Below are 14,046 nucleotides of genomic sequence, written 5' to 3' on the forward strand. Positions count from 1 at the left end.
AACCCCTCGTAAACGGCATGTTTTGTAAAACCGTTACGGTTTGGGCGGTTCGGACTGCTGCATTGGCCGCCAACCGACCCGCTCAGGACCGCTGACGGAATTCCTTCCAGATCTCGGAGAGCTTGCGGCCATCAGACGACCGCTTCCACACTTCAAGGCCGCCGCTGCCCTTGCCGCCGGCCGCCGCGCGTGCCGCCGCGGTGGGGGAGGCATATTCGGAGCCGTCCTGCAGGCGGAACTTGCCCGATTCGGTCACCGTGGCCACCCATCGCTCGCCCTTGCGCGGCCGCTCCCACACCAGCGTTTCGCCGGGCGTGATCAGACCAGCCCTCATCACCTGGAGGATGGTCACGCGTCGCGATCCGCGCGACGGCTTCACGGCGGTCTCGTGGATCAGCTCGTCCACATCCTTCGCGGTCATGTCCGTGCTGCGTTCGTCGTAGCGGATGCCCCAATAGTCGGCGATCAAGCGGATCGTCTCCTCCTGCCGGCTCTGGATCATCTGCGGGGTGCAGGCGCTGTACCGCTCAAGCTCGTCCGTCAGCGGGAAGCGGCGGGAATTGGCGCGCATCAGGATGCGTTCGCGGCGATCGGGATATTCGGGATGATCGTCGAGCTCCTTGGCCTTGCCCTGCACCAGCGTCATGTTGCCCAAGCGCGTGACCCAATGGTCGTGCTGCTCCTGCGACCAGTCCCCGTAGGAGTGTGTGCGCTCGATGTTGAGCGGCATGATCGGCATCGCGCTGAACAGGCGGGGCCGGCTCAGATGGCGGCCGGCCTTCTGATCGTTCGCGCGCAGCAACAGCAGCCGGACCAAATCGTCGTCGTCCTGCATGTCGCCGTGCAGGCGGACCAGCGCCCCCGCACGATCGTCCGCGGGGATGAACGACAGGCGGCGCACCGATTGCAGCGGCAGTCCCCGGTCCAGATCGCGGATCACAGCGGTGACGAAGCCCCGGCGGTCCCCGGGGTTGGTTCGGTTCAGCGTCTGCACTCCGGTGAAGCGCTCCAGCGCGTCGAGCACCGCCACCAGCCGATCGGCGTCATGGAAGCCCAGATCGGCGACCGTGACCTGACGGCGGGCCGATCGCGCACCGCGGCGGATGAACGGGGAGATCTCCGGATCGCCCAGTTTGGAGAACGAATGGACCAGCGTCCACATGGCCACGGCACGCCATTCACGATTGCGGTAGTCGTCCAGCGATTCCAGCCGATCGGTCGCCTCGGCGGGCAGGATCGTCTCGGACGGATGATCGATGATCCGCCATGCCAGGGCGTACGGGGCCAGGATCTTGTCGATGAACGCCGGGATCGTGCCGCCGTCGATGTGCGGCTGCAGCACGTCGGCCAGGAACCGGTCGATCAGCTTGCCGTTCGTGTCGGGCTGGTGGGTGAGGATCAGATGCAGGTACCCGAAGAACTCCTCGGACTCGCGCTCGTCCCCGATCGGATCGATGATGTCGTCCCATCGCTCCGCGTAGGCGTCGGATTGCGCCGGGGACAGGGGAGAGGTGGCGCGCGCCTTGAACACGTCCGCCGGGGTGAGCGGCAGGCCGCGCATGTTCATCACGTCGAAGATGCGGTGGGCGCCGTCCAGATCGTCCGTGGTGACGATCACCAGCGTGACCTGGTTGACCAGATATGAGGCGAACGCATGCCGCTCGTCCTCGGACAGATGCTCCAGCTCGTCGTACGTGCACTTGATGTTGCGCATGATGTTGCGCTGGGCGCCGGTGGTCAGATCGTCGTCGCTCATGTCGAAGACGGGTTCGAGGTTGTTCTCCTGCACATGATCGCGGAAGAAATCGGCGTCCCGTTCGCGCAGGGTCAGGCGCGGCTCGTTCGCGATGCCGCGCAGCTTGTCCCCGGGCTCCACCAGCAGCGCGTCCAGTTTGCCCATCCACTCCGGGTCGCGTTCCAGATCGCGCAGCACCGCGATGATGATCGACAGCGAGATCAGGCGCTGCTGGCCGTCAATCACGTCGAACCGGGTGCCGCCCCTGCGCACCAGGATCAGCGAGCCGAGGAAGTACGGGGTTTCAGGCGTGGCGGCGGCCTCGCGCAGATCGTCCACGAGCTGCAGGATGTTCTCCTGCTTCCAGATGTAGGCGCGTTGGAACGAGGGGATGAAGAACCGGAAATCCGGCGTGAACACCTTGCCCAGCGGCAATTCCTTCGCACTGATCGACATGCGGGCTCCCCTCGACGTTCCTTCCGCGGATACCACCAGCCCATTCAGACTAGCAGTGCGCCTGTATGTGGCGGGGTTCGGTCCGCCGAATGCCATTCTGAGCGGCCCTTCCCGTCATCCTGAGCGGAGGCGCAGCCGGAGCCGAAGGATCCTTAACTATATGCAGAACATTAAGGATCCTTCGATTCCGCGCTTCGCGCTCCGCTCAGGATGACGGCGGGACACACTCGGGGGTGATGGTAGCCCTTCCCGTCATCCTGAGCGCAGCGAAGGATCCTTAACACTCCCGCACTGATGAATAACCAATGCGAAATGACGAAGGATCCTTCGACTCCGCGCTACCGGTGTCCGGCTGCGCCGGACCGTCGCCGCCTTGGCGGCGGCTCCCTTCGCCTACGGACAGCCCACCGGGCTGTCCGCTTCACGGCTCAGTGCTCAGGATGACGAAAGAACCGCCGCTCAGGATGACGGGGGTGGCCTACACGCTCTCCGCTTTGCCCAGGATGACCGGGAAGGGCCAGCACTGCCCGCCCCGCGCCCTACCCCTCGATGGCCATCCGGTATTGCCGCGCCCCGGACCCCGACATGGCGTACAGGATGGTTGGATCCTCGGGGGACTGGTACACCTTGGTCCCAGGTGGCAGTTGCGTGGCGTCCCAGTCTCGCAGGAAATCGCCGGACGCCACCGTGCGGCCCACGTTGCCGATCGACGGTTTGCCCTCAATGCGCGCGGCGATGGCGGCTGACCCGTCATCCGTCGAGGCCACATAGGCCGCCCCATCCAGAAACAGCATGTCCAGTTCGGGGTGCATGCCCCACAGCACCTCCGGAATGGCCGAGGCGTCCGTGGCCAGCGAGCCCAGTTTCGGACCGTCGCCCACCGACTTCGGATCCACCGCCGTTGCCACCAGATCGGACAGCTCCACGGCCTTCCGATTGGCGAGCGGACTGGTCAGATCGGCATGCATGGAGGCATAGCGTTCCGTCGTCCTGTCCCCGGCAAGGCAGCCGTCATCCGCCGTGCCGCCCTCCACCACGGCCACGCCCACATACTGCATGGTCTCGCGCACGATCAGGCGGTACGAGCAACCCTGCGCATCGGGGAAGAACACCCGCAGGCCGCCGTCCGTGGTGGGCGCATAGTGGAACCACTGCACGCCATGCTCATCGAACAGGTGGTCCTCCTGCGTCAGGTCGTTTCGTGCATCCGGAGCCTCCTCGCCGTACTGGACCGGCAGATGGCTGGTGCTCCACGATCGTTCGGGCGAGGTCGGATTGCCCCGCCGCGCGCCGCATGCCGTCAGCGGCAGCGCAAGGGCAAACGTGGTCAGGGACGCGACAAGCATGGCGATCATGCGGTTCGAGGACTTCATCGTCACACCTCATTTCCTAATGTCTCCATGGTACGTCATAAGGCACGTCCACGCGCAGTCCGGCGCTCAACCCGGCACGCAGTCCGGCGCGCAGCCCGGCGTACAACATAAAGCGGAACGTTTGGTACGTTTTGAACCCCAAAATCGGCCGAAAAACGTACCAAACGTTCCGCTTTATTTCCGCTTTATGTTGTTCCGCTCTGTGCTGTTCCGCTTTGTGGTTTGCGGATCGTGGGAGTCACGGGCGCATCGGCAGGTCGGCCCGCTCCACCAGCCGTGCCATCTGCACGCGGCCCATGCTGAGCTTGTCCGCGGCGGAGGACAGATGGGCTTTCGCGGTACGCTCGGAGATGAACATGCGGGCGGCGATCTCCGCGTTCGTGTAGCCCTCCGCGGCCAGCAGCACGGCCTCGCGCTCCCGTTCGGGCAGCGCGTCCAGCATGGCCCGGGCCTCGTCCCGGCGCGAGCGGGGCTTCGAGGCGTTCAGATCGCTGATGAGCTGGCGCTGGCTGGCCGCATTGAACTGGGGATCGCCGGCGCACACGCCCAGCACGCGGCGGATGATCTCGCCCGGCGCATCGGTTTTGGATACGAAGCCCTCCGCCCCGGCCTCCACCGCGCGTTCCACCGTGCCGGATGGGCTCAGCGAGGTGAGGATCATCACATGGGGCGCGGGGGAGAGTGCGCGCAGTCGCCTCGTTGCCTCGATCCCGTCCACGCCGGGCATGGCGATGTCCATGAGCACCACATCGGGATGCTCCTCGCGGGCCCGTTCCACGCACGATTCGCCGTCCGTGGAGGTGGACACCACGCTGATGCGCCCGGACGAATAATCCGTGAGAATCAGGCTCATCGCCTGGCAGATCATCGGATCGTCGTCGATGACGCTGACCTTCACGGCCGGTGTGACGGGATCGTTCGCATGCTCATTGCCTTCAATCACAATCGACATCTTAACCGCGCCACGGCAGCGTCACATCGACGTGGAATACGCGGCGATCGTCCAGCCCGTACTGGCAGGTGCCGCCGGCCGACTTCACGCGCGCCGTGAGACCGGGCAATCCGGATCCGCCGCCCGATTCCCCCATGTCGTTGGCGGGATTGCTGATGTGGATGTGCACGCCCTGCTCCGGTGCCACGCCCACCTCAAGGGACACCGGCTCGCCGGGGGCATGCCGGCGGGCGTTCGTGAGCCCCTCCTGCACCGCCCGGTATGCGATCTTGGCGATCTGTTCGTCCAGATCGCTCAGCTGCTTGATATCGATCCAGGTGTTGAGCAGCATGCCAGAATTGCGCGCGTCGACGATCAGGCCATCCAGTGATTCGCGGGTGAGCGATGTGTCCGTTGACGGGGCGAGCTGCTCCCATGCCTGCGCCGGATCGCGCAGCATGTTGATGATCGAATGCGCCTCATCAAGAGCGCCCGCGGCCTGGCGGCGGATGTCCTCCGCCTTCCGGGCCAGCTCCCGGGCCTCGGGGGAGTCGCTCAGCCGGGCCGCTTCGGTCTGCAGCGCGCTTGCATTGAGCGCGATGAGGGACAGCGAATGGGCGAGCGTGTCGTGCGCTTCGGCGGCGATCGCGTCGGCCAGCTGCTGACTGGTCAGATCCGATTGCAGGTTCGCCGCATGATGCTGCGCGGCCTGGGCGCGCGCATCGGCCTCGTTCAGCCGTGCCTTGGAGCGGATGTGCAGGCCGATCATGATCGTCACGGCGGTTTCGATCAGCGCCACCGCGGCCGCGGTCACGGCGATCGTCGCATCGCTTGCCGTGACCACGATCGGCACGTCGTCGATTCCCGTGCCCGGCTCGGCGAAGAGCTGGTGCCAGACGGACGACTCCGCCGGTCGGCGGGCGTCGCGCAGCTCGGCGACCAGACATATGATCGCGCCTGCGGCCGAGACGCGGACCGTGCGGCGGAAATCGCTGCGGCGGGCGATCACGCCGGCCAGCGACATGAGCATGAGCATCGGGGAGAACGGGAAGGCGACCACCAGCGCCGCGCAGCCCCAGAACACCGGCTCCGGATGCGCATCCCGCCACCGCAGGATGAACGGGGCCGCGAACGCCGCGATCATGCTGATGCTCACCCACACCTTCGTGGCGGCGGGCAGCGCGTCGAAGGACGGATTGCCCACATATGCGGTCTGCAGCAGACAGAAGAACATGGCCACTGGGATCATGATTCGGGTGGCCCCTCGTCGCGTGCGCACCGGGACCTCGTCGCTCGCCTGCGCGGGATGGCCGTCTCCGGCCGTGTGGCTCGTCATCATCCATTCCTCTCTGCTCATGATGCCAACTGTATTGATGCGCGTCCCCGTCCGCCATGGGACGCGTGGGCCGCATTCGCCGCGCCGATCTGCCCGAACGGGCAATCGGAAAGGGCCTGTCGGCCAATGGCGGGCTCGTGCCGCGGCCCGTAGCGTGGAGACGAGCCGTCCCGATGGCGTCCGATTACGCGGAACACGCCGAAGATTGCCCGTCACAGAGCGCCCGCCACCGAGCGCTCGTCAGAGAAAGAAGGAACCATGACCACTCCCGTCTCCCCGCAGCTCCAGAGCCAGCCGCCCGTGCAGTCCGCCAAGCCGAAGAAACCGTGGTGGAAGCGATGGTGGCTCTGGCTCGTCTGCATCGTGATCATCGTCGCGATCGCGGCCGGACAGGGGAACAACGCCGGCACGTCCGCCCCCGCCGCGCAGCAATCCGCATCAAGCGCCCAATCGTCCGCGGCGTCCCCGTCCGCGGCCGCGCCGTCCACTACCCAGCCGTCCACGCCTCAGCCATCCACTCCGAGCGTGCCGGCGGAATACACGTCCGCGCTGCGTCAGGCCGACACCTACGCCAACACGATGCACATGTCGAAGCAGGGCCTGTACGATCAGCTCACCAGCCAGTACGGGGGCAAATTCTCCGCCGAGGCGGCGCAGTACGCCGTCGACAACGTCAAGACCGACTGGAATGCGAACGCGCTGGCCAAGGCGAAGGACTATCAGGAGACCATGGCGATGTCCCCCGAGGCCATCCGCGACCAGCTGACCAGCCAGCACGGCGAGAAGTTCACCGAATCCGAGGCCGCATACGCGATCGACCATCTCAACGACTGAGCCGCCCTGCCTTGCGCACAAACCGGAACGATTGGTACGTTTTGAGCCCCAAAAACAGCCAAAAAACGTACCAATCGTTCCGGTTTGCGAATTCGGGCGGGCCGGAGCGGGCCGGGGCGGCCGGCGCATTCAGTCCGCGTTCAGGAATCGTTCGGGTAGCTTTGCCGCGATTGCCCGGCGGCATGGATGATCGCCCCAGTGGCTCCTAGGAATCGGACGGTTTCATGGGAGCCATGAACAACAACGCAATGAATCAGCCGGTCGCAGCCGAGGCCCCTGCGACGCAGATGGCTTCCGTAACGCAGATGGCCCCTGCGACGCAGACGGGCCCGATGGCTGCCATGGCGCAGCCGAATCCCGATTCGATCGATGCCCGCGTGGGGACCCCGCGCCCGGTGGACGCCGACATCGTCATCCCCGTGTACAACGAGCAGGAGCAGCTCGCCGGATCGGTCATCACCCTGATGAATCATCTTGCCGTGAGCCAGCGCGAAGGCTGGGCGTACACGTGGAACATCGTCATCGCGGACAATGCGAGCACCGATGCCACATGGTCGATCGCCGCGCAGCTGTCCGCCCAGTATCCCGATCGCGTGCGGGCCGTCCATATCCCCGCCAAGGGCCGCGGACGCGCGCTCAAGCTCGCATGGGGCGAATCCAAGGCCCGCGCGCTCGCCTACATGGATGTGGATCTGTCCACCGACATCCGCCTCACCGGCACACTCATCGGCTCCCTGCTCTACGGCGGCGCCGACGTGTCCCTGGGCTGCCGACTGTTCGATGAGTCCGACGTGCGGCGTTCGCTCAAGCGCGAGGTCATCTCCCGCACCTACAACACCATGCTGCGCGTCATGCTCGACGCCGACTTCCACGACGCCCAGTGCGGGTTCAAGGCCATGACCTCCGCCGCCGCGTGGAGACTGCTGCCGCTCATCGAGGACAACGAGTGGTTCTTCGACACCGAAATGCTGCTGCTCGCCCAGGCGCTGGGCATGCGCGTCTACGAATTCCCCGTGCGCTGGGTGGAGGACGCCGGCACCACGGTCAACATCCCGGACACCGTCGCGAAGGACCTCAAGGGCATGTGGCGCATGAGGCGCACACTCAAGGCCCTGCGTCGTGGCAGGATCGATCAGGAGAGCCGCCCGCATGCCGCGCAGCCCGCACAATCGGCCAATTCTGCCCAGTCCGCCCAGTCCGCTCAGCCCGTCGCCGCGCCGGCGGCCATCTGAGGGGAGCGCGCATGACCGATTGCAATTCCGCTGCCGGCACCACGGCATCCTCCCGCCCCCGCTCCGTGCGACGCCTCCTGCGATCCGCCTTCCAGGGCATCGACGGCGGTCGATTCCTGAACCCCGACGACGAGCGCACGGTCCGCATGCCCGTCGCGGCCAAACGCACCAAGACCGAATGGCTCGGCTGCGGCGCGCTTATGGGCTTCAGCCTCATCGTCATGTTCGTCAACCTCACCGCCTCCGGTTACGCCAACGAGTTCTACTCCGCCGCCGCGCAGGCCGGATCCGTGGACTGGTGGGCCTTCCTGTGGGGCTCCTCCGACGCCGGCAACTCCATCACCGTGGACAAGCCGCCGGCAGCGATCTGGCTCATGGCCCTGTCCGTGCGCGTCTTCGGGCTGAGCTCCTTCGCGATTCTGCTGCCGGAAGCCATCTGCGGTGTGATCTCGGTGTGGCTCGTCTACTCGTGCATCCGCCGCTACTGGGGCAATTTCGCCGGACTGGTGGCCGGATTCACGCTCGCCACCACGCCGGTCGCGGCCCTGATGTTCCGGTTCAACAACCCGGACGCCCTGCTCGTCACGCTCATGTCCGGCGCCGCCTACGTGGTGCTGCGATCGCTCGAATACCCGGATGACCGCTCCGCAAACCGCAGACGCACGGCGTGGATGGCGTTCGCGGGCGTGCTGATCGGCTTCGGCTTCCTCACCAAGCAGATGCAGGTCTTCCTGGTCCTGCCCGGCTTCGCGCTCGCCTTCCTGATCGCCTCGCCCACCAAGCTGGTCCGACGCATCGTGGACGGTCTGGTCGCCGTCGCCGCCATGGTGGTGGCCGCCGGATGGTGGGTGCTGCTCACGGTGGTCGTGCCTTCGGGGTCCCGTCCGTACATCGGCGGATCGCAGACCGATTCCTTCCTGGAGCTCACGTTCGGCTACAACGGCTTCGGACGCCTCACCGGCAATGAGACCGGTGCCGTCGTGGGCGGTGGCGGCCGTGGCGGCAACGCCGGCGGCATGTGGGGCGAGACAGGCATCACGCGACTGTTCGACGGCGAGTTCGGCGGTCAGATCGCATGGCTGGCCCCCATGGCCGTGCTGGGCATTATCGCCGGGCTCATCATCGCCCGCCATACGCGCCGCACGGACATCCGCCGCGCATCCGTGGTGGTGTGGGGCTCCTGGCTGCTGGTCACGTGGATCGTGTTCAGTCATATGGCCGGCATCTTCCACCAGTACTACACGGTCGCCCTCGCGCCGGCGCTCGCCGCACTGGTGGGCATCGCAGCCGGGGCGTTGTGGGAACGCCGCGAACTGTGCTGGGCGCGCGCGATCCTCGCGGTAACGGTGCTCGTGAGCACCCTGTGGTCCGTGGAGCTGCTGGGTCGATCCACGTGGATGCCTGGGCTGAAGGTCGTGGTGCTTGCGGCCGGCCTGGCTGCCACCGTGGCGCTGCTCGTTCTCGCGCTCGCCGCGTTCCCGATGCGCGGCATGCGATTCCTGCGCCAGCCGGGCAACGCCATGGTCATGGGCCTTGTCGGCGGGGCAGCGCTGGTCTTCGCCGCGATCGCCCTGTATACCGGACCGGTGGCATGGACCGCGTACACGGTGTCCACCGGCCATCAGGGGTCGATCGTCACGGCCGGCCCGAATGTGACCAATTCGACCGGCATGGGCGGTGGCCGCGGCGGTCAGGGCGGTCCCGGCGGCCAAGGCGGACCCGGTGGTCAGGGCGGCTTCGGCGGTCAGCAGCCCGATGGTCAGGGCGGTCAGAATAGCCAGGATGGCCAGAACGGCGGCTTCGGAGGTCCGGGGCAGTCCGATGGCTCGTCCCAGTCCGATGGCCAGAGCACCCGGTTCGAGGGCATGGGCGGCGGCCGCGGCGGTATGGGCGGCGGTCTGCTGGGCGGCGGTTCGGCCAGCGAGACGATCGTGGAGATGCTCCAGCAGGATGCCGATCAGTACACCTGGGCGGCCGCGACCACCGGTTCTCAGAACGCGGCGAGCTACCAGCTGGCCAGCGAGCAGGCGGTCATGCCGATCGGCGGCTTCAATGGCTCCGATCCCAGCCCCACGCTCGACGAGTTCAAGCAGTATGTGGCTGAAGGCCGGATCCACTACTACATCGGCGGTGGCGGCATGGGTGGCAACCAGCTGGGCGGCTCCAGCGCCTCCAGCGAGATCGCCGAATGGGTCGCCGAGAACTTCGAGGCCCAGACCATTGACGGCGTGACCATCTACGATCTGAGCTGACTATTTCAGCCAGATCCCAACCAACTGTGGTGGCGGTTTGGGACATGGAACCCTTCCTCCGTGTCCCAAACCGCCACCATTTTTCATTTCGGGTGCGATTTGAGACACGAATCCGGACATGAATCCGTACTCTGTGTCCGAAGTCGCATCCGTTTCCCACAGTGGTTGCGGTTTCGGACACAATCGATGTGTCCTGAGTCTCAAGTCGCATCCCTTTGCAAAATCGGGTGCGACTCAAGACACGAATCCGCACGAATCCGCATCCTGCGTCCGGAATCGCATCCAATTCCCAAACCGGATGCGATTCGAGACGCAGATACGCATACCTGTGTCTCGAACCGCCACCATATCCCGAAGTGGATGCGGTTTCGGACACAGGTGGGGTGAAATGAATTGGGACAGTCGGATTGCACAGACACTGGACCGGGTGTGCGGATCGTAGCGGCCTGATCGGAGCCCTAGGGGCGCTTGCCGGCTTTGCGCTCTCGGAAGTTCGGCAACTTGGCCGGAGCCTGTGCGAGCAGCGTGCCCGCGAAGATCAGCGCGCATCCCAGATATCCGCGCGGCGTCATCATCTCGCCCAGGAACAGCGCGCCTCCCACCACGGAGAAGAACGATTCCAGACTCATGATCAGCGACGCCCGGGTGGGCGGCACCCATTGCTGACCAACCGCCTGCAGTGTATAGGCAACGCCCACCGAACCGATGCCCGCGTACAGGATGGGGATCCACGCGCTCGCCGCGCCCTGCCAATCCACGGATCCTTCGATGACCGATCCGATCCAGCTCAGCACCGCGGTGGTGGCGAACTGGGCGAGGGAGAGCATCAGCGCATCCACGGCCCGGCCGAATTCATCGATCACCAGAATGTGGGCGGCGAACAGAAACGCCGTGAACAGCAGCAGCAGATCGGCCAGGGTCAGCGATCCGAATCCGTCGGTGATGCACAGCAGATAGAAGCCGACCACCGAGATGACCACCGCCACGCCCACCATGGCGTTGATGCGCCGGCGCAGGAAGACGAAGGCCAGAATGGGCACCAGCACGATGTACAGCGCCGTGATGAAGCCCGCGCGGCCCGCCGATCGTCCGTAGAGGATGCCGTATTGCTGCAGCGTGCTGGCCGTGAACAGGAACGCACCGCAGATCATGCCCACAATGGCCGGGTTGGATCGCCAGCCGGCGCCCTTGCGATCATTCGCAGTGGTGTCCGCGGGATCTGTGTCCGTCTTCGCCGGCTCCCTCCCACGCCGTGTGATGGCGATGACGGGCAACAGCGAGATTGCGCCGAGCGTGAATCTCACCGCGTTGAAGAACAGAGGGGTCATGGAATCCATGCCCTGCACCTGGGACACGAACGCGAAGCCCCAGATCAATGCGGTCAACAGCAGGCACAGCATGCCGCCCAGTTCCTTGCTTTTCATTCGGCCAACCGTAGCCCATTCATGTGACGCGAACAAACGCGGCACGCCACTCGGCGAACTCGGCGCACCAAACTCGGCGCACCAAACAAAAAGCGGAACATTCGGTCCGTTTTCCAGCCCATTTGGGGGCCTAAAACGAACCGAACGTTCCGCTTTGCGTCGACGGGTGCAGTGCGTTGGCGGGTGCAGTGCGCGCGACTACTCGCGGTCGCCGAACAGCTGCAGCAGGTACAGGAACATGTTCACGAAGTCGAGGTACAGGCTCAGGGCGCAGAGGATGGAGACGCGCTGGATCATCTCCGGGCCCTGGTTCTGGTACTGGCGGAAGATCGCGCGCGTGGACTGGGCGTCGTACACGGTCATGCCGGCGAACAGGACCACGCCGATCGCGGCCATGAGCTGCATCATGCCGTCGGACGGGAACAGCCAGGAGACCAGCAGCTGGCCGATGATCAGCACGATCAGGCCCACGAACAGGATCGGGGCGGCCTTGAGCATGTCGAACTTGGTGGTGAGGCCCAGCATGGTCAGCGCGAAGAAGAATCCGGCGCACAGCAGCAGGACCAGAGCGATGCTGCCCAGATCGTACACCAGGAAGATCGAACTGAGCGTGAAGCCCATGAGCGCGGCGTAGACGTAGAACATCGCACGCGCCTTGCCCGGGCTCATCGACATGACGCGGGCGCCCAGATAGATGGCCAGGGCCACCTGCACCAGGGCGATGCCGATCCATCCGAACATGCCCGCGACGGACAGGAAGGCGATCAGCGCGCCGCTTGCGTTGGCGAACACGGCCACGGCGGCGGTGACGAGCAGACCCACGGCCATCTCGGCGTAGGCCTTGGTGATGGAGACGCGCTGCGCCTTTTCGTAGGAATAGGCGAGATTCGCGTCCATGGTGGCGGTGCCGGCGTTCATGCCCGGCTGGGCGTACTGCGGGTTCGCGTAGGGCTGGCCGTACTGCGGCTGCTGGTTGGCGTTCTGCTGGAACTGCGGCCCGGCGTACGGCTGTCCGTACGGGGCCTGATTACGATTGTTGTTTTCGGGAATGCGACCGAACGACATGTTGGCTCCTTCTCGGTAATTGCACTGGAAATCGTAGAAAACAAACCTTACAAAATGATGAACGCCGGCTGATGAATACGCCCACGGCGCACATGCGTCGTTCTTCCGCACGGGTTCGCGCGTGGCTTCGACGGCTCGGCGATGTGGGCGGATAGGATTGGGGGAGTCCGTACGATTACGGCGATACGAGCACGACATCCGTCAAAGGAGGCAGCATGTCCGATCAACCCACCATCACGCTGAACAATGGCATCTCGATCCCGCAGCTGGGTCTGGGCGTCTTCAGGACCAAGGGCGGTCAGGAGACCGTGGACGCGGTGCGCTGGGCGGTTGAGGCGGGATACCGCCACATCGACACCGCGCGCGCCTACAACAACGAGGAGTCCGTGGGCCGGGGCATCCGCGAATCGGGCGTCAAGCGCCGCGACATCTTCCTGACCACCAAGCTGTGGAACGAGGACATTCGCCAGGGCCGTGCGCGCGAGGCGTTCTTCGAGAGCCTGGATCGTCTGGGCACCGACTACGTGGACCTCTACCTGATCCACTGGCCCGCGGACGGCTGGCAGAAGGCGTGGGAGCAGATGGAGGAGCTGTACAACGACCGTCGCATCCGCGCGATCGGCGTGAGCAACTTCCACCAGCACCACATCGAGGAGCTGCGCTCCTTCTCCGACCTCACCCCGGCGGCCGACCAGATCGAGTCCAGCCCGCAGTTCCCCAACCAGGAGCTCATCGATTGGGACCATGCGCAGGGCATCGCCGTGGAGGCATGGAGCCCGCTGGGCGGCACCGGCGGCAGCCTGCTGGAGAACCCCACCGTGGCTCGGATCGCCGAGAAGTACGGCAAGTCACCGGCCCAGACGATCATCCGCTGGCACCTGCAGCGCGGCGTCGTGGTGATCCCCAAGTCCGTGCATGCCGAACGCATCCGCCAGAACTTCGACGTGTTCGATTTCGCCCTCACCAGCGAGGATATGGACGCCCTGTCCAACCTCGGCATCAACCGCCGCCAAGGCTCCGATCCGGACAACTTCGACTTCTGATCCTCTCCGTCATCCCGGGAAGAATCTGTTGGGATCGTTTCCCATGACCCTGAGCGAAGCCCGGTAGGGGACGCCCTCCGTCATCCTGAGCACTGAGCCGTGAAGCGGACAGCCCGGTGGGCTGTCCGTAGGCAGGCTGAGCCGTTAAGCAAACGCCAGTGGCGTTTGTAGGCGAAGGCGAACGACAGTGAGCAAATAATGTTGCGGCCGTAGGCCGTCCGTGATTGCGGTCGAGCCGCCGCCAAGGCGACGACGGTCCGGCGCAGCCGGACACCGGTAGGGGTGCTCCCGTCATCCTGAGCGAAGTTGAAGGATCCTTGGCCACTGCGCACATAGTCACATACGCACAAAGTCATAGTGCAGAT

10 protein-coding genes are annotated in these 14,046 nt (G+C 65.4%); 4 read left to right on the top strand and 6 right to left on the bottom strand.

Annotated features, from left to right (window positions below; all coding sequences use genetic code 11):
• Positions 1-82 precede the first annotated feature (82 nt).
• The 4 genes from EMO90_RS07420 to EMO90_RS07435 form a co-directional block, all read right to left on the bottom strand.
• The gene (locus EMO90_RS07420) at positions 83-2,191 is read right to left on the bottom strand and encodes a GmrSD restriction endonuclease domain-containing protein (RefSeq protein ID WP_150353683.1); all 2,109 of its coding nucleotides are present in this window, start codon (positions 2,189-2,191) and stop codon (positions 83-85) included.
• A 539-nt stretch (positions 2,192-2,730) separates the two neighbouring features.
• Complete coding sequence (locus EMO90_RS07425; protein ID WP_150353682.1) at positions 2,731-3,564, bottom strand: hypothetical protein; 834 nt, start codon at positions 3,562-3,564, stop codon at positions 2,731-2,733.
• A gap of 238 nt (positions 3,565-3,802) precedes the next feature.
• Positions 3,803-4,507: a response regulator transcription factor gene (locus tag EMO90_RS07430; protein WP_395953041.1), complete on the bottom strand. Its 705-nt coding sequence runs from the start codon at positions 4,505-4,507 to the stop codon at positions 3,803-3,805.
• Positions 4,508-4,517: 10 nt separating this feature from the next.
• Positions 4,518-5,744, bottom strand: a complete 1,227-nt coding sequence (locus tag EMO90_RS07435) for a sensor histidine kinase (RefSeq protein WP_150353750.1) — start codon at positions 5,742-5,744, stop codon at positions 4,518-4,520.
• Between the two features lie 345 nt (positions 5,745-6,089).
• Here EMO90_RS07435 and EMO90_RS07440 point away from each other — a divergent pair, with 345 nt between their 5' ends.
• From EMO90_RS07440 to EMO90_RS12605, 3 genes are all read left to right on the top strand, one after another.
• Positions 6,090-6,665, top strand: coding sequence for an Ltp family lipoprotein (locus EMO90_RS07440; RefSeq protein ID WP_150353680.1), 576 nt, complete (start codon positions 6,090-6,092; stop codon positions 6,663-6,665).
• Between the two features lie 233 nt (positions 6,666-6,898).
• Entirely contained in the window at positions 6,899-7,897 is a 999-nt protein-coding gene (locus EMO90_RS07445; protein ID WP_150353679.1) for a dolichyl-phosphate beta-glucosyltransferase, read from the top strand.
• An 11-nt stretch (positions 7,898-7,908) separates the two neighbouring features.
• Positions 7,909-10,149: a mannosyltransferase YkcB-related protein gene (locus EMO90_RS12605; RefSeq protein WP_150353678.1), complete on the top strand. Its 2,241-nt coding sequence runs from the start codon at positions 7,909-7,911 to the stop codon at positions 10,147-10,149.
• Positions 10,150-10,607: 458 nt separating this feature from the next.
• On the opposite strand, the gene EMO90_RS07455 is transcribed toward EMO90_RS12605, so the two are convergent.
• Positions 10,608-11,549, bottom strand: a complete 942-nt coding sequence (locus EMO90_RS07455; RefSeq protein ID WP_190971970.1) for a DMT family transporter — start codon at positions 11,547-11,549, stop codon at positions 10,608-10,610.
• A 222-nt stretch (positions 11,550-11,771) separates the two neighbouring features.
• Entirely contained in the window at positions 11,772-12,638 is an 867-nt protein-coding gene (locus EMO90_RS07465) for a Bax inhibitor-1/YccA family protein (protein WP_150353676.1), read from the bottom strand.
• A gap of 215 nt (positions 12,639-12,853) precedes the next feature.
• Here EMO90_RS07465 and EMO90_RS07470 point away from each other — a divergent pair, with 215 nt between their 5' ends.
• On the top strand, positions 12,854-13,681 hold the full coding sequence (locus EMO90_RS07470) for an aldo/keto reductase (RefSeq protein WP_150353675.1): 828 nt from the start codon (positions 12,854-12,856) through the stop codon (positions 13,679-13,681).
• Positions 13,682-14,046 lie beyond the last annotated feature (365 nt).

Source organism: Bifidobacterium vespertilionis (assembly GCF_008698145.1).
Classification (GTDB): domain Bacteria; phylum Actinomycetota; class Actinomycetes; order Actinomycetales; family Bifidobacteriaceae; genus Bifidobacterium; species Bifidobacterium vespertilionis.